This is a genomic window from Bacteroides hominis (assembly GCF_033042785.2).
Lineage (GTDB): Bacteria > Bacteroidota > Bacteroidia > Bacteroidales > Bacteroidaceae > Bacteroides > Bacteroides hominis.
Map to the genome: position 1 here is coordinate 2,789,675 of NZ_CP178829.1, position 15,555 is coordinate 2,805,229.

Below are 15,555 nucleotides of genomic sequence, written 5' to 3' on the forward strand. Positions count from 1 at the left end.
TGTAGAGTGATATGAAAGATTTAACAATTTCAAATATTGAAAGACAGAATGTGCTTAACAACCGTTTTGCGGTTAGTAAAGTGCAGAAGCATCTTGATATTGAAGGAATACTCTTTGAGGGGGAATACCGCTTTACAAAAAAAATGGTTGCAGATTTTTATGAAGTAGAAGAGCGGACAATAGAACGTTATTTAGAAAAATATTCAGATGAATTATCGGCTAATGGTTATGTTTTATGTAAGGGTAAACATTTGAAAGAGTTGAAATTACAATTTGCTCCCGTCATAAATGTCGGGAGCAAAACGACTCAGCTCGGATTATTTAATTTCCGCTCATTCTTAAATATGGGTATGCTGCTTACAGAAAGTGAGCAAGCCAAGAAAGTCCGCAGCCTTATTTTGGATTTTGTAATTGTCACTATCAATGAAAAAACGGGTGGTGGAACAAAATACATTAACCGTAGGGATATAAACTATCTTCCTGCTGCAATAACAGAAGAGAATTATCGTAAAAACCTCACTTCCGCCATCAATCAATATGTGGATGGACACCCCACATACAAGTATTCTCAGATTACAGATTTTATCTACAAAGCTGTTTTTAAAGAAAATGCAAAGGAATACAGGGAGATATTGAAGCTCGATTTAAAAGACAATGTCCGGCACACTTTATATGCAGAGGTACTATTGGTTATCTCTTCATTCGAGAATGGCGTGGGTGCAGCCATCAGTGAACGCTTTAAGGAGAATGGCGGTAGAATGCTTACCATATATGAAGTTGAGCATATTGTAGAAGAGCTTGCCGAGCATCCCATGCAAAAGCCTTATCTGAATGATGCCAGAACAAAAATGACATCAAGAGATTTCAGTTTTCGAGAAGCATATCACGGCAATATAGCGGAATACCTGCAAGCTGTCACACCCGAAGAGTTTGAACGGTTCATTGGTGATCAGTCTATTGATTTTGATCATATCTTAGCTGACAACAAGGATGTGCTTAAACGCTTAAAGCAGGCGGAAGATGAGTAAGGAGATTATTTACATAGACTACGATGAAGCCTTAAACATTTATGGCAAAATGATTGATGCCAGCGATGGTGGCTTTGAAGGAGTGCGTGATGAAGGTGGTATACGTGCTGCGCTTGATTTTGTGCAGAATGATTTATACTATCCAACCTTTGCCGACAAGCTAACCTATCTGATGTATAGATTCTGTTCGGGGCACTTCTTCAACGATGGGAATAAGCGTATTGCACTGACTTTGGGTGCATATTTCTTACATAAGAATAACTACTACTGGCAAGCTTGCATTTGTATGCGTACATTGGAGTCTATCATTTATCATGTGGCAGCATCCAATATTGACCAAGATTTGCTGCTACGCATCGTTAATAGCTTTATGATGAGTAAAGACTATGACGAGGAATTAAAAATAGATATAGCCAATGCCATGAGCAAGGGTGAATAAGGAATACAAGAAGAGGATTACGAACAATGAACGGAAAGCAATTAAAGAACAGCATACTCCAATGGGCGATACAGGGAAAACTTGTACAGCAGGACCCTAATGACGAACCGGCATCGGTGCTTTTGGAACATATTAGAGAAGAGAAAGCTAAGCTGGTTAAGGAGAAAAAAATCAAGAAAGATAAGAACGAATCAATCATTTACCGTGGTGACGATAATTCCTATTATGAGAAGATTATTGCTACAGGTGAGGTTAAGTGCATTGATGAGGAGATTCCGTTTGAGATTCCGAATGGATGGGAATGGTGTAGATTACGTCAGATTACTTCGTTATTAGGAGACGGTATTCATGGAACACCTGAATATGACCCAAATGGCGAATACTACTTTGTTAATGGTAATAATCTTCAAGATAAGAAAATAGTTATAAAACCAGATACAAAAAAAGTAAGTAGGGAAGAATATCTCAAATACAAGAAAAATCTGAATAAGCATACAGTACTCGTCTCTATAAATGGAACTTTAGGTAATATCGGTTTTTATAATGATGAACCCATTATGCTTGGAAAGAGTGCTTGTTATTTCAATTTAATAGTAGAGGATCTAAAGGAATACGTCTATATATTACTTCAATCGCCATTCTTTATGGAGTATACACTTAAAGCAGCAACTGGAACCACCATAAAAAATGTATCTTTAATGGCAATGAACAACTTGCTAATTCCACTGCCTCCACTTTGTGAACAGAATAGAATTGTTGATAGAATGACGATACTCGACACAAAGGTTAAACAGTATCAAAAACAAGAAACGTGTTTGAGAGAACTTAATAATAACATATATTCGATTCTTAAAAAGAGTATTCTTCAGGATGCTATTCAGGGCAAACTTGTGCCCCAAATAGCAGAAGAAGGAACTGCCGAAGAGTTGCTTGCCGAAATTCACAAGGAGAAAGAATGCCTTGTAAAAGAAAGTAAGCTAAAGAAATCTGCGCTCACTGATTCCATTATCTTCAAAGGTGATGATAACAAATATTATGAGAGGATAGGCGGCAAAGATATTTGTATTGACGATGAAATCCTCTTTGAGATTCCAGATTCTTGGGTATGGTGCAGGCTTGGCATTTGTTATTCAATCATATTACAGGTAAAGATTTGACTCCTAACATGCCTATAATTCAGAAGAAGGTAGCATGCTTCCATATATAACAACTTCTAGTAATCTTCTATTGGGGGCAATTTATTAATCAATAGATGGACTGAATCACCTAAGACAGATGTCATTTCAAAGATTCTGAAATAGAAAAGTGCTCGGTGAGCAATGGTGACCTGTTGGTGATGTGACAGGTGATAGACATCGGTCGAGCTGCTCATATGGCCTTATGATACGCCAATGTGTATTCAAAACCATTATTCATAAACTACGCTTATACAATCAGCTAGATAGCTCTCTTCTATTACTACATATTTCAGGCATATAAGTATAATGGTTATATAGCAGGTAAGATGCATTGGCATATCAAGGGCTTTCATCCAAAACCCTGCATAATATGTTGGTGCCTCTACCTCCTATAATTGAACAAATTCGGATTACTTCAAAAATTAGTGCTCTATTTCAGTTCATCTGAAATAAACGCACTATTTTATGAATTAATCCTCTTCTGCTCAAGTTTGGGTGGAAGAGGTAATAATGTTTTATGCAAGGCTTTGAATGTATCCCTTGAGATGCCAAGAATCATACTCTTAGCTTGCCTTTATACTTATATGCATGATACATTGGCAATAAAGAGAACCATCTAATATAAGCCATAGTCACCAACAATGCCAGTTGAATACCATTATTTGGCGAGCATATGTGCCATATAGCTACCGATTCTATTAAAAGCCATTTCACCAACAGTCACCTTTGCTCACCAAGCACTTATCTAGTCAGAATCATTAAAATGACATACTGTCATAGGTGATTCAGTCCATCTATTGATTAATCAAATTGCCATTAGAGAAGTTACTAGCACCTGTTATGTATGGAAGATTCCATTTTCTTCTGAATTAGAGGCCTGTCAGGACTCAAATCCCTACCAGACAATATGAGTTGAATAACACTTGCAAAGTCTACACCATACTCCACGATTCTGGAATTTCAAAAGGAATCTCATCGTGATATATCAAATATCAGATTTGCCGCCTACCCTCTCATAATATTTGTTATCGTCACCTTTATAGATAACGGAATCGGTCAAGATTGCCTTCTTTAGTTTGCCCTCTTTTACGAGACGTTCTTTCTCTTTGTGAATCTCGGCAAGCAGTTTGTCAGCAGTTCCTTCCTCTGCAATTTGCGGTACTAATTTACCTCTGATAGCTTCTTGAAGAATAGATTTAGACAACAATATATTGATTTCGTCATTTATTTGATTTTGTACTTTTTGTACTTTTGAATACTTTTCTACCAATGGTAATACTTCAGACAACTTTAACGAGATACATTTTTGTTCCTTGAAAGGTGGAATAGGTATCAACAATTTTCTAATAGTCTCCATTGATAGGCTTGGTTGAGCTGTGGATTTCTTGATTGCATTTACTCCTCTTTGACCGCAAGGACTCATTAGCGCAAAAACTGCATAATCTAAAAAAATGCTATCATCAAGTGGTTCTATTTTTGCAACATTTGGAGCTAAGTGATTTTTTCTTTCAGCAGGAAAAATGCAAGTATCACCTACACCTGCACCAATAAATGTCATTAACAAACATTTTTTGTTCAAAGCACTTCTTTTTAACTGATTTGATAACATTTCAGAAATAGCTTCATTCTTATTTTCCTCAAAAAATCCCATACGAACATTTTGAGCACGCACTATTGGAATGGGGTTAAATGCAGATATGGCTTCTTTAGTAAAAAACTTTGTGTACTCAAATCCAGCCAGCTTCGTAACAAAAAAAATATTACCCACCCGTTCCCATTCCCATCCATTCGGAATCTCAAACGGAATCTCCTCATCAATGCACTTAACCTCACCTGTAGCAATAATCTTCTCATAATAGGAATTCAATGAATTTATAGTAAGTTATTAATGGAACAATGTCGTTCCCTCTAAATATAATTACTATATGACAGAAGAAACATTTGAAACGCTACTCGTCCAAGCGAATATGGCGAAAAATACGGTTGCAGCATATCTGTATGCCGTAAAGGAGTACAACAAGAGGCATAAAGAATTGAACAAACGCAACCTCTTGATTTATAAAACGTATCTAATTGAGACTTACAAGCCCAAGACTGTTAATCTCAGGATTCAGGCAATCAACAAGTACCTTGAATATATGGGTAAGCAGAAACTTCGCCTTAAATCCGTTAAGGTGCAACAGCGTTCTTACTTGGAAAATGTAATCACCAATGCGGATTATATCTTTCTAAAGAAAAAGTTGAAAAAGGAAGATAACCTGACGTGGTATTTCGTTGTCCGCTTCTTAGCTGCTACTGGAGCGAGAGTAAGTGAACTTATCCAGCTAAAAGTAGAGCACATTTATTTAGGCTACTACGATATTTATGCGAAAGGAGGTAAAATTAGACGAATTTATATCCCTAAGTTACTTAAAGAAGAAACCATTGTTTGGTTGGAAGAGCACAAACGAACCTCCGGTTATCTCTTTCTGAATAGATATGGCGAAAGAATCACTACTCGTGGTATATCGCAACAACTTAAAAACTATGCTAACAAGTACGGTATGAATGAAAAAGTCATTTATCCCCACTCGTTCAGGCATCGGTTTGCCAAAAACTTTTTGGAGAAGTTCAACGATATTTCTCTGCTTGCTGACCTGATGGGACATGAAAGTATAGAAACCACCCGTATCTATCTGCGAAGGAGCAGTTCCGAACAACAGGCTATCATTGACAAGGTTATCACTTGGTAAATTGAAATCAGTAGATTAGGCGATTTGGTATCAACTAATCTACTGACTCTAAAAATAGCCCGTTTGCTTTGTCGGGGTATTGAATATTCCTCCCGCTGCAATGTTGGGTTTTTAAGTTGAGGGTTATGATACATGCAAATGAAAAGACTGGATTTATGTAGCGTGTTGCTCTGAGAATAATATCGTAACAATTAACATTGTTAACGCCATTTCTCCGTTATTTTATTCTTGTGTGCAAATAACAAGCCTTTTGTATTTAAAACACTTGCTATTTGCATTTAAAGAACAAGCTTTAACATAGTGTTAAAACAAAGCTTTGGACGAGAGAAATCTTATGCTTTAAAAGCACTGTGTTTTAGTTTGTTAAGCACACTCTTTACTTCTTTGTTTCATCGAATCCCTTCTTGGGTAAAAGCCTGTATACTTGCTTTTTTGTCAACTACAAATCGGGGACTCATACTCCCTGCTATCTTCTTTTTGCCTTATTTAGTGCCGCTATCAGATACCTTCCTTTTGCCCCTATGTCACTCCAGCAAGTGTTGGCAATCAGCCGCCACACCGTCGTTCCCTTTCTGCCATAGTCCGACAGCCTGAGAATGGCGTTTACTTCACTTACCTCGTTAATTCCCAATCTTTGGAGCGTATCCGTCAGTCCCGGATAATTGTGCGTCATCGTATTGAAAGCGTATCCCGGTATCGGGAGAGAAGCAGAATCCTCCTTCCTTTCTTCCTCCTTCCCCTCGGGGGGAGCTGAGGGGGGTAATTCTTTATTTTCCTTTGCTCTACTTTTCTTTACTTTACTTTGTCCGGAATTGCATGCATTTTTTGCGTTAACGGCTACATCATGTACTACATTTCCTGTGCCGGCAGATGCTTTCCCTTCTTTAAGCGGCTTGGGTTGTTCTATTTCCTGTTGTGCGGATGCATTGTCCGGTTTGCCGTTTTCCTTTTCCGGTCTCACCATCAGGTAGGGGAGCTCCGACAGTTCTCTCTTCCTTCGCTTCGTAGCTTCCAGCCATACCTTTTGTATACTTTCCGAAGTCAGTATTCCGTTTTCCTGATAACTGTTTTCGTCCAGTATTCCTTTGATGAAGAGGATCTCAATGATCCCCTGCACCTCAGCGACCTGTACCTCCCTTCCTGCCTTGTTGGCAAAGATCAGGCACTGCTCTTCATCCCAACGGATGAAGTATCCCTCCTTGTATATTTTACACAGCAGTTTCAGTACGATTGCCGGGCCCTTTATTCCGTATTTAGCTTCTATCACTTCCATTGCGTTCTCTTCCATGAAGTTTACGCCCACCGGGAAATAGTTGATCCCGTCATATATTGTTGCCATATTTGTTTTTTTTAGATTAGTTGTTTGTACTTTCAATAATACATTAATACATTCACCACAAATTACCCGGATTCCCAAAGACGTTTTCACTTGATTCCTCAAAATAGAAATCATTCATCTGTGAAAATCCGTGTAATCTGTGGTGGCGCCCTATACGATCGGTCTCCACTCCATGAAGTTCTCCACCTGGAATGTCGTCCATCGCTGTTCGTCCACATTCCAGTAGACTACTGCACCTTCTATTTTTGTGGGATCATACTTCTTGTGGAATTCCGCTTCATAGTAGATCAGTGTCGCTTTCACCAGCTTGAAATCTCCGTTCTGCTTCTGATAAGCAATAACTGCATGCCCGTATTGCAGGTGGTCGGTCAACGCTTCCAGGCGCTCCGCCATCCATTCGGCACATTGTTCGGTATATCCTTTCTCAAAGACAATCCGTCTCTTCCATCTCAGTTTCATGGCTTCACTTTGTGATGCCGGTCTTTTTTTCCGTTTCATACGTATATTTTTTAAGTTGATAAAATGTTATCGCCACGAAGATAGGGGGCGTTTCATGTAAGACGGATTATCATAATTCATTGTGCGTATTTTTGTGGATGGCGGGTTTGTGCTGTCTATTCTTTTCCACTTCTTCCCAAATGCTGCTGATATAGACTAATATTGAACTGATGGATAATGGTTTAAATACTCCGTTTTTAATATTTCCGATTAGTCTTTTTTCATTGATGTAGCGTGCGAGTGAAGCCTGACATGTATTTATATTTTGTATGTTCGCATCTTCTATGTAGGATTCTATCAACGCTTTGATAAGTTCTCCTTTATGCGAAATTATTCCACGTATCGGTATTCCTTTCTTTCTGCCTCTTGTTTCTTTAACTATTTCTGTATTAGATTGTTGTGCTTTGCTAATAGCGTTTTTTTACACTTTTGTCCACAATCTGAAATAATCCTTTTTCTTTGTCCATAATTTCTTTTATTTTGTTAATAATTAAATGTTGTTAATTTGTTGCAAAGGTAGAAAGGAATCTATCGGTAGGCAAGTAAAGATGGAATTAAAGAGAAAATGAACGCTTCTGATTAGATAACTATTTGGTATATAGTATGATATTAATTGAAAAAGTGAGTGTTTCAATAGACGTTCGTTTAATTGAACGCAAAGATAGGGGGTATTTTTAGAACTACAAAATGTTTAATAAAAAAAATGATTTTTCTCTTTTGATTGTTATCCCAATATCTTAAACCACAGGTATTTATGAATTAACAAAAAACAGTTTATTATCTGTCTGATTTTGTTTTCTGTTCTCTTCTGATTTATATACAAAAATCATGTGTTTTTAAACGAACGTCTATTGAAACACTTTTTGTTTTCAATACCCTCGTTTAAAGGCTATTATAATAAATAACTATTTTCTGCCTCTCCTTCTGTGATAGTGGAGGGTCATTAAATAACATGGATGCACTGAATTTTTCATTAAAATCCGCATTACATAACTTGACCGGGAGGTATGCTTCGCTACTCCGGTGTCCCCAAAGAACATCCTGACGTGAACGACATGACAACATCCGCATCTATCGAATCTTCGATGGAGCGTTCTCAATCCCTCCTGTCTTCTTCCGCTTTGCACTGGTATGCCTTGCGTATCACTTACGGGCGTGAACTGGCCTTGCAGGAGTACCTCAATTCGGAGGGGATCGAGAATTTCATCCCCATGCACTACGAATATACCATTAAAAACGAGCGTCGGGTTCGTAAGCTTGTTCCCGCAGTTCATAATCTGGTTTTTGTCCGTTCCTCGCGTAGTTGTATCGATGCCATCAAAGAGAGCAAGGGCACCACGCTTCCTATCCGTTACATTATGGACCGTGAATACCATCGTCCCATCATCGTTCCTGATTCTCAAATGCGTAATTTCATGGCGGTCTCTTCGAATTATGATGAATCCCTGCTTTATTTCGAACCTTCTGAGTTGAACATCCGCAAGGGTACCCGTGTGCGTATCACCGGGGGGCTTTTCGAGGGGGTGGAGGGTGAGTTTGTCCGTGTCCGCAATGACCGTCGTGTCGTAGTTACCATTGAAGGAGTCATGGCTGTCGCCACCACTTTTGTCCATCCTTCATTGGTCGAACCTGTCATCGAAAAATAACATAAAAAGATATGAACTATTTAGAATCCGAAATCTCCGCCCTTTATGCTTCTGCCCATGAACTTTGCTACTTAGGCATGGACGGCCGGCCGATCTACAGTGATCAATTCACCCGTCTGAATCGTGATGTTTTTTCTCAGGCTAATGCTTTGTACGACAAGCATGGCAATAGTCATGAAGAAGAGGCCCGGTTGTGCCTGTCGCTTCTGATGGGATATAATGCGACTCTCTATAATAACGGTGACAAGGAGGAACGCATTCAGCATATTCTGGATCGTTGCTGGGATGTATTGGAACATCTTCCTGCCTCCCTGTTGAAAGTACAACTGCTGGTTTATTGTTACGGAGAGGTTTTCGACGAGGAATTGGCCCGGGAAGCTCAAGCTATCATCGATACGTGGCAGGACAGAAAGTTGTCGGAAGAGGAGCGTGAGGTGGTAGAACGCCTGAAGGATGTGCAAGAGAATCCGTATCCTTGGAGTGAGGTGGAATGATTTCGGTATAGTTTTAATTTTAATAAGTATATTGATGAAAGGTATTGTCTTGGCCGGTGGTTCGGGCACTCGCTTATATCCGATCACCAAAGGTGTCAGTAAGCAGTTGCTTCCGATATTTGATAAGCCGATGATCTATTATCCTATCTCTGTACTCATGTTGGCGGGGATTCGTGAAATATTGATTATTTCCACTCCTTATGACTTACCCGGCTTTCAACGTTTGCTGGGTGACGGTTCTGACTTTGGAGTACGTTTTGAGTACGCCGAACAACCTTCTCCCGGCGGCTTGGCACAGGCATTTATTATTGGCGAGAAGTTTATCGGTGGTGATTCAGTATGTTTGGTTTTGGGTGATAATATTTTTTATGGCAATGGCTTTTCGGCTATGTTAAAAGAGGCAGTCCGTGTTGCTGATGAAAAGCAAAAAGCAACAGTGTTTGGTTATTGGGTTAATGATCCGGAGCGTTATGGTGTTGCGGAGTTTGATAAAAGAGGTAATTGTCTTTCCATTGAAGAAAAGCCGAAAGTACCTAAAAGCAATTATGCCGTTGTTGGACTTTATTTTTATCCTAATAAGGTTGTGGAAGTTGCTAAGAACATAAAACCTTCTGCCCGTGGTGAGTTGGAAATTACAACTGTGAATCAGTATTTTCTGAAAAAAGAACAATTGAAAGTGCAGATTTTAGGACGTGGTTTTGCTTGGCTGGATACAGGTACGCACGACTCTTTGAGTGAAGCAAGTACCTTTATCGAAGTGATTGAGAAACGTCAAGGGTTGAAAATAGCATGTCTGGAAGGCATTGCACTTCGTCAAGGGTGGATTAATTCTGATAAAATGAAGAAATTGGCTCAGCCTATGTTGAAAAACCAATATGGGCAGTACCTTTTGAAAGTAATTGATGAATTAGCTGCAGACCAATAATGAATATAATAGAAACTGATATAAAGGGTGTTGTGATTATTGAACCTCGTTTGTTTTGTGATGAACGCGGTTATTTCTTTGAATCTTTTAATCAAAATGTGTTTATAGAGAAAGTTTGTAAAACGATGTTTGTTCAGGATAATGAGTCTCAGTCAAGTTATGGAGTGATTCGTGGTCTGCATTTTCAGAAACCACCTTTTGCACAAAGTAAGTTGGTCCGGGTTGTGAAAGGCGCTGTTCTTGATGTAGCTGTCGATATCCGCAAAGGCTCTCCCACATTTGGAAAACATATTTCGGTTGAATTGACAGAGGATAATCATCGTCAGCTTTTTATTCCCCGTGGCTTTGCTCATGGCTTTTCTGTTTTAAGTGAAGAAGTGGTTTTTCAATATAAATGCGATAATTTTTATGCTCCTCAGTGTGAAGGAGCTATTGCTTGGAACGATCCTGATTTAGGTATTGATTGGAAAATACCAATGGAGGAAGTCATTTTGTCAGAGAAGGATTCTTGCCATTCAGCCTTAAAAGATGCCGCCTGGTTATTTGATTATTATGATAAACAAGATATGCTCTAAGGCGGACATTGACAATTAATATGTTTTTAAATGAGTTAAAAGACATAGCTTGGCAGTCTGCTCAGATTGTGGAAGAGTATAATCCTGCTCGCATTCGTAAAGATGCCTGTGGAGCTTGGATTGCCTATGCTGATTTTAATAATCGCAATAGCCTCTTTGGATGGGAATTGGATCATATTTATCCTGTTTCGCGTCTAAAGTTGCAGAATGTACCGGAGGAACTGTGGGATAATCCGTTAAATATTCGTGCTTTTCATTGGCAGAACAATCAGAGTAAAGGTAATTCTTATCCTATGTATACGGCTGTTGTTTCAGATGAAGGTGCAACCAATATGAAATGTGAAGCTGTTTATTTGGTGAATGAAGCATTACAATACAGCCTTCGCAAACTTTTTAAAATAACCGAATAATCATTATTTATTATAGCTTATGAATATTGCAATAGTAGGTACAGGCTATGTTGGGCTTGTATCAGGAACTTGCTTTTCCGAAATGGGTATCAATGTTACTTGCGTGGATGTAGATGAAAAAAAAATCCAGAAACTTCAGGATGGTGTTATGCCTATCTATGAACCGGGGTTGGATGAATTGGTGGAGCGCAATGTCAAAGCCGGACGGCTCCATTTTACCACCGATTTAACTACTTGCCTGGATGAAGTGGAAATTATTTTCAGTGCGGTAGGTACTCCGCCGGATGAAGATGGCAGTGCCGATTTGAAGTATGTTTTGGAAGTGGCCCGTACAGTAGGGCGCAATATAACAAAACATATTGTTTTGGTTACAAAGAGTACTGTTCCTGTAGGTACGGCAAAGAAAGTTCGTGGGGTTATTCAGGAGGAGCTTGACAGGCGGGGTGTGAACATCGAATTTGACGTGGCATCCAATCCCGAATTTTTGAAAGAAGGAGCTGCCATTAAAGATTTTATGGCGCCCGATCGGGTAGTAGTCGGTGTTGAAAGTGCAAAGGCAAAAAAAATAATGGAGAGACTTTACCGTCCGTTTACCTTGAACGGTTATCCTATCCTGATGATGGATGTTGCTTCTGCTGAAATGACAAAATATGCTGCCAATGCTATGCTTGCCACACGTATCAGTTTCATGAATGATATAGCTAACCTTTGTGAACGTGTTGGCGCTAATGTTGACAATGTTCGCAAGGGCATGGGGGCGGATTCCCGTATTGGAAGTCGTTTCCTCTATGCCGGATGCGGCTATGGGGGATCTTGCTTTCCGAAAGACGTAAAAGCATTGGTTCATACCGGTATTCAGAATGGTTACCATATGCAGGTGATTGAAGCGGTTGAGGCAGTGAATGAAAAGCAAAAAAGCATTGTCTTTGATAAATTGCTGAATGCTTTTGGAGGAAACCTGCAGGACAAAACTGTTGCTATGTGGGGATTGTCGTTTAAGCCTGAAACTGATGATATGCGTGAGGCCCCGGCGTTGGTTGTTATTGAAAAACTGTTGCAGGCTGGTGCTATCGTGAAAGTTTTTGATCCGGTTGCAATGGAAGAAACGGAACGCCGTATCGGCAAGCAGGTAATTTATTGCAAAGACATGTATGAGGCTGTGATAGATGCTGATGCCATTGCCTTGATGACGGAGTGGAAACAGTTCCGCATGCCAAGTTGGGCAATCATCCGTAAAGCGATGAAGAATTTTGTTGTAGTGGATGGTCGTAACATTTATGATGGTGAAGAGTTGAAAGAGTTAGGTTTTACATATTCTCGTATCGGACAAAAATAAAAAACTTTGATGAAACGAATTTTAGTAACGGGTGGTGCCGGATTCATAGGTTCCCATCTTTGTGAGCGTTTGCTCAATGAGGGTAATGATGTTATCTGTTTAGATAATTATTTTACAGGGAGTAAAGACAATATTCGTCATCTTCTGGATAATCATAATTTTGAGTTAGTCCGCCATGACGTGACTACTCCTTATTATGCGGAAGTGGATGAAATTTATAATTTGGCTTGTCCGGCTTCTCCTCCCCACTATCAATATAACCCGATTAAGACCATGAAGACTTCTATTTATGGTGCCATGAATATGTTAGGATTGGCTAAACGTACGAGGGCTAAGATTCTTCAAGCTTCTACAAGTGAAGTCTATGGCGATCCTGCCATTCATCCTCAGGTGGAGGCTTATTGGGGAAATGTGAATCCTATTGGCATTCGTTCTTGCTATGATGAGGGTAAACGTGCTTCCGAAACCTTGTTTATGGACTATCATCGTCAGAATGGGGTGCGCATAAAGATTATTCGCATATTTAATACGTATGGTCCTCGTATGAACCCGAATGACGGTCGTGTTGTTTCCAACTTCATAGTGCAGGCATTAAAAGGAGAAGATATAACAATTTATGGTGATGGTAGCCAGACACGTAGTTTTCAATATGTAGACGATTTGATTGAAGCAATGACCCGGATGATGGCTACGGACGATAGTTTTATCGGTCCTGTCAATATGGGTAACCCGGGTGAATTTACGATGCTTGAATTAGCTCAAAAAGTAATAGAGTTAACAAATTCAAAATCTAAAATAGTTTTTCATCCGTTGCCAAGTGATGATCCCAAACAGCGCAAGCCGGATATAAGCTTGGCGAAAGAAAAGCTGAAAGGATGGGAACCTCAAATAAAGCTTGAAGAAGGACTGAGAAAAACGATTGCATATTTCGAGCAGAAAATAGATGAGTGAGTCTTTAAGACATCAAGCTGTGAAAGGTGTGGTGTGGAGTGCTGTAGAACGCTTCTCTGTTCAAGGAGTACAGTTTATTCTTGGCATTATTATTGCCCGTTTGGTTTCTCCTTCCGAATATGGATTGATAGCTATGCTGGGGATATTTCTTGCTGTAGCGCAGACTTTTATAGATAGTGGTTTTTCGAGTGCATTGATTCAGAAAAAAGAACGAACAGAAGCCGATTTTTCGACGGTCTTCTATTTCAATATAGTCGTTTCATTTGCAGTGTATTTATTGTTATTTTTTGCTTCTCCTTTTATAGCTGAATTTTACCAAGAGCCCATATTAGAATTGCTGACAAAATGGATAAGTTTAAGTATTGTTATTTCTGCGTTTTCTATAGTTCAGCGGGCTAAACTAACAATTCAATTAAATTTTAAGGTGCAAGCTAAAGCATCGTTTATAGCAGTTGTAATAAGTGGTATTGTAGGAATTTTTTTAGCTTGGAATAAATATGGTGTATGGGCTTTGGTCATACAAGTTTTATTAAACAACTTCTTTAATACAATGTTTCTATGGCTTTTTTCTCCATGGAAACTTCAGTTGTTATTTTCTAAATATTCACTTTGCAAGTTGTTTGGTTTTAGTAGTAAAATATTGTTAGCGGAAATGTTAAATACTGCATATACTAATATGTATAGCTTAGTTATAGGGAAAGTCTTTTCTTCTATTGCTTTAGGCTATTATGCTCGTTCTCTTTCTTTTTCGAATTTCTTATCGATAAATTTAACAAGTATAGTGCAAAGAGTCTTTTACCCAATGCTATGTGAAGCACAAAATGAGGAGGAGCGAATGAAATCTCTTTTTTTAAAGAGCTTGCGGAGTGCATTTTTTATAATTTGCCCCTGTATCATAGGGCTTGCTGCATTAGCGAAACCTCTTGTATCCTTATTGTTGACTGATAAATGGATTATAGTGGCCTATTTGTTGCCTATTTTGTGTTTTGCAAATCTTTTTTATCCATTACAGTGTATTTCTGTGCAAGCAATATATGCAAAAGGAGATTCTAATTATATATTGAAGGCTGAAGCTGTAAAGAAAACGCTAGGAATAGTGATTTTGATAATGACTCTTCCTTATGGATTATATGTGTTATGTAGTGGCATTATTTTGTATAATATATTAGATTTGATGATTATACAATTCTTTTTAAGCAAATCCATTGGTATTTCTGGTATTGATATTATAAAGAAGATATATCCCATTTTCTTTTGTGGTTTAGTTATGGGGGGTATTATTTATATTACAACTTTGATAATTAGTTCTTCTTTTCTTTCATTGTTGATCGGAGTAATAATAGGGAGTATCAGCTACTTTAGCTTGTCTCTTTTTTTTAACATAGAGGAATTGAATTTTATTAAGAGTAAATTTTTGTAAGTATATTGTGAGGAAATTTCTACTTTTATATTCATATTTATTATCTTGGTTGAAGGGGATAAATGTTATCATTCTTGCTCGTTGTGCCTATCCTGAAGTATATATTGATTGTAGAGCATATTTTTCAATAAATTCTTGGAAGAATTTATCCATAGGTAGGAGAAGCTATGTTGGTGCATATACAACGCTGATGGTGGTGGATGACCCGTTAGGGAAATTAGGAAAAGCAGCCTTATTCATAGGTCGAGATACTTATATTGGGGAATGGAATAATTTGAGAGCTGGGGGAGGAAAGATTAGCATTGGTAATAATGTATTGATATCTCAACATGTGTCAATTATTGCATCGGGTCATCTTATAGAGAAAGATAAGCTAATTGCTTTGCAACCATGGACGATAGATAAAAATGGTGTGAGTATTGGGGATGATGTGTGGATTGGTGCTAATTCAGTAATACTTCCAGGAGTAATTATTGGGAGAGGTGCAGTAATTGGGGCGGGAAGTATAGTAACTAAAAATGTTCCGGAATATGCAGTAGTTGCGGGAAATCCTGCACATATAATTAAATATAGGATTTAGTGAT

Annotated in this window: 16 protein-coding genes; 13 read left to right on the plus strand and 3 right to left on the minus strand. The window is 38.6% G+C overall.

Translation table 11 applies throughout. From position 1 onward, the window contains the following. Nucleotides 1-11: 11 nt before the first annotated feature. Genes R3O62_RS11680 through R3O62_RS11690 form a run of 3 tightly spaced genes read left to right on the plus strand, consistent with a single transcriptional unit; the run spans nt 12 to nt 2,624 of the window. Nucleotides 12-1,028 carry a hypothetical protein gene (locus tag R3O62_RS11680; RefSeq protein ID WP_010992488.1) on the plus strand — a complete coding sequence of 339 codons (1,017 nt, stop codon included), beginning with the start codon at nt 12-14 and terminating at the stop codon, nt 1,026-1,028. Continuing rightward, on the plus strand, nt 1,021-1,467 hold the full coding sequence (locus R3O62_RS11685; protein ID WP_010992489.1) for a Fic family protein: 447 nt from the start codon (nt 1,021-1,023) through the stop codon (nt 1,465-1,467). Before R3O62_RS11680 ends, R3O62_RS11685 begins: the two co-directional genes overlap by 8 nt. Nucleotides 1,468-1,493: 26 nt before the next feature. Beyond that, a complete protein-coding gene (locus R3O62_RS11690) occupies nt 1,494-2,624 on the plus strand; it encodes a restriction endonuclease subunit S (RefSeq protein ID WP_413958289.1) in 1,131 nt (376 codons plus the stop codon). A 1,006-nt stretch (nt 2,625-3,630) separates the two neighbouring features. Here the strand turns inward: R3O62_RS11690 and R3O62_RS11695 are convergent. Continuing rightward, nucleotides 3,631-4,512 carry a restriction endonuclease subunit S gene (locus R3O62_RS11695; protein ID WP_413958290.1) on the minus strand — a complete coding sequence of 294 codons (882 nt, stop codon included), beginning with the start codon at nt 4,510-4,512 and terminating at the stop codon, nt 3,631-3,633. Between the two features lie 58 nt (nt 4,513-4,570). Between R3O62_RS11695 and R3O62_RS11700 the strand changes: the two genes are divergently transcribed. Next, nucleotides 4,571-5,377, plus strand: a complete 807-nt coding sequence (locus R3O62_RS11700) for a tyrosine-type recombinase/integrase (protein ID WP_010992548.1) — start codon at nt 4,571-4,573, stop codon at nt 5,375-5,377. Between the two features lie 466 nt (nt 5,378-5,843). Here the strand turns inward: R3O62_RS11700 and R3O62_RS11705 are convergent, their stop codons facing one another. After that, the gene (locus R3O62_RS11705; RefSeq protein WP_317472661.1) at nt 5,844-6,716 is read right to left on the minus strand and encodes a DUF4373 domain-containing protein; all 873 of its coding nucleotides are present in this window, start codon (nt 6,714-6,716) and stop codon (nt 5,844-5,846) included. Between the two features lie 150 nt (nt 6,717-6,866). Continuing rightward, on the minus strand, nt 6,867-7,214 hold the full coding sequence (locus R3O62_RS11710; RefSeq protein ID WP_317472659.1) for an SH3 beta-barrel fold-containing protein: 348 nt from the start codon (nt 7,212-7,214) through the stop codon (nt 6,867-6,869). Nucleotides 7,215-8,299: 1,085 nt separating this feature from the next. Here R3O62_RS11710 and upfY point away from each other — a divergent pair. From upfY to R3O62_RS11755, 9 genes are read left to right on the plus strand one after another with little or no spacing between them, the layout of a single operon-like run. Then, nucleotides 8,300-8,860: a capsular polysaccharide transcription antiterminator UpfY gene (gene upfY / locus R3O62_RS11715; RefSeq protein ID WP_317472745.1), complete on the plus strand. Its 561-nt coding sequence runs from the start codon at nt 8,300-8,302 to the stop codon at nt 8,858-8,860. An 11-nt stretch (nt 8,861-8,871) separates the two neighbouring features. After that, a complete protein-coding gene (locus R3O62_RS11720) occupies nt 8,872-9,354 on the plus strand; it encodes a UpxZ family transcription anti-terminator antagonist (protein WP_317472658.1) in 483 nt (160 codons plus the stop codon). 34 nt (nt 9,355-9,388) lie between these two features. Continuing rightward, nucleotides 9,389-10,279: a glucose-1-phosphate thymidylyltransferase RfbA gene (gene rfbA, locus R3O62_RS11725; protein WP_250704221.1), complete on the plus strand. Its 891-nt coding sequence runs from the start codon at nt 9,389-9,391 to the stop codon at nt 10,277-10,279. Next, nucleotides 10,279-10,854, plus strand: coding sequence for a dTDP-4-dehydrorhamnose 3,5-epimerase (rfbC, locus tag R3O62_RS11730; RefSeq protein ID WP_250704222.1), 576 nt, complete (start codon nt 10,279-10,281; stop codon nt 10,852-10,854). Before rfbA ends, rfbC begins: the two co-directional genes overlap by 1 nt. Before the next feature lie 20 nt (nt 10,855-10,874). Continuing rightward, complete coding sequence (locus tag R3O62_RS11735) at nt 10,875-11,264, plus strand: hypothetical protein (RefSeq protein WP_008659260.1); 390 nt, start codon at nt 10,875-10,877, stop codon at nt 11,262-11,264. Nucleotides 11,265-11,283: 19 nt separating this feature from the next. Beyond that, complete coding sequence (locus R3O62_RS11740) at nt 11,284-12,600, plus strand: UDP-glucose dehydrogenase family protein (RefSeq protein ID WP_010992562.1); 1,317 nt, start codon at nt 11,284-11,286, stop codon at nt 12,598-12,600. A gap of 9 nt (nt 12,601-12,609) precedes the next feature. Continuing rightward, nucleotides 12,610-13,551: a UDP-glucuronic acid decarboxylase family protein gene (locus R3O62_RS11745; protein WP_250704223.1), complete on the plus strand. Its 942-nt coding sequence runs from the start codon at nt 12,610-12,612 to the stop codon at nt 13,549-13,551. Continuing rightward, on the plus strand, nt 13,544-14,971 hold the full coding sequence (locus tag R3O62_RS11750; protein WP_250704224.1) for a lipopolysaccharide biosynthesis protein: 1,428 nt from the start codon (nt 13,544-13,546) through the stop codon (nt 14,969-14,971). Before R3O62_RS11745 ends, R3O62_RS11750 begins: the two co-directional genes overlap by 8 nt. 49 nt (nt 14,972-15,020) lie before the next feature. Beyond that, nucleotides 15,021-15,551, plus strand: a complete 531-nt coding sequence (locus R3O62_RS11755) for an acyltransferase (protein WP_413958291.1) — start codon at nt 15,021-15,023, stop codon at nt 15,549-15,551. The last annotated feature ends 4 nt before the right edge of the window (nt 15,552-15,555 follow it).

Excerpts from the sequence above, each read along its gene's own strand:
- upfY (WP_317472745.1), top strand. The coding sequence starts at position 8,300 with ATGGAGCGTTCTCAATCCCTCCTGTCTTCTTCCGCTTTGCACTGGTAT.
- R3O62_RS11745 (WP_250704223.1), top strand. The coding sequence starts at position 12,610 with ATGAAACGAATTTTAGTAACGGGTGGTGCCGGATTCATAGGTTCCCAT.
- R3O62_RS11705 (WP_317472661.1), bottom strand. The coding sequence starts at position 6,716 with ATGGCAACAATATATGACGGGATCAACTATTTCCCGGTGGGCGTAAAC.
- R3O62_RS11700 (WP_010992548.1), top strand. The coding sequence starts at position 4,571 with ATGACAGAAGAAACATTTGAAACGCTACTCGTCCAAGCGAATATGGCG.
- rfbC (WP_250704222.1), top strand. The coding sequence starts at position 10,279 with ATGAATATAATAGAAACTGATATAAAGGGTGTTGTGATTATTGAACCT.
- R3O62_RS11720 (WP_317472658.1), top strand. The coding sequence starts at position 8,872 with ATGAACTATTTAGAATCCGAAATCTCCGCCCTTTATGCTTCTGCCCAT.
- rfbA (WP_250704221.1), top strand. The coding sequence starts at position 9,389 with ATGAAAGGTATTGTCTTGGCCGGTGGTTCGGGCACTCGCTTATATCCG.
- R3O62_RS11735 (WP_008659260.1), top strand. The coding sequence starts at position 10,875 with ATGTTTTTAAATGAGTTAAAAGACATAGCTTGGCAGTCTGCTCAGATT.
- R3O62_RS11710 (WP_317472659.1), bottom strand. The coding sequence starts at position 7,214 with ATGAAACGGAAAAAAAGACCGGCATCACAAAGTGAAGCCATGAAACTG.
- R3O62_RS11680 (WP_010992488.1), top strand. The coding sequence starts at position 12 with ATGAAAGATTTAACAATTTCAAATATTGAAAGACAGAATGTGCTTAAC.
- R3O62_RS11690 (WP_413958289.1), top strand. The coding sequence starts at position 1,494 with ATGAACGGAAAGCAATTAAAGAACAGCATACTCCAATGGGCGATACAG.
- R3O62_RS11685 (WP_010992489.1), top strand. The coding sequence starts at position 1,021 with ATGAGTAAGGAGATTATTTACATAGACTACGATGAAGCCTTAAACATT.
- R3O62_RS11740 (WP_010992562.1), top strand. The coding sequence starts at position 11,284 with ATGAATATTGCAATAGTAGGTACAGGCTATGTTGGGCTTGTATCAGGA.
- R3O62_RS11750 (WP_250704224.1), top strand. The coding sequence starts at position 13,544 with ATGAGTGAGTCTTTAAGACATCAAGCTGTGAAAGGTGTGGTGTGGAGT.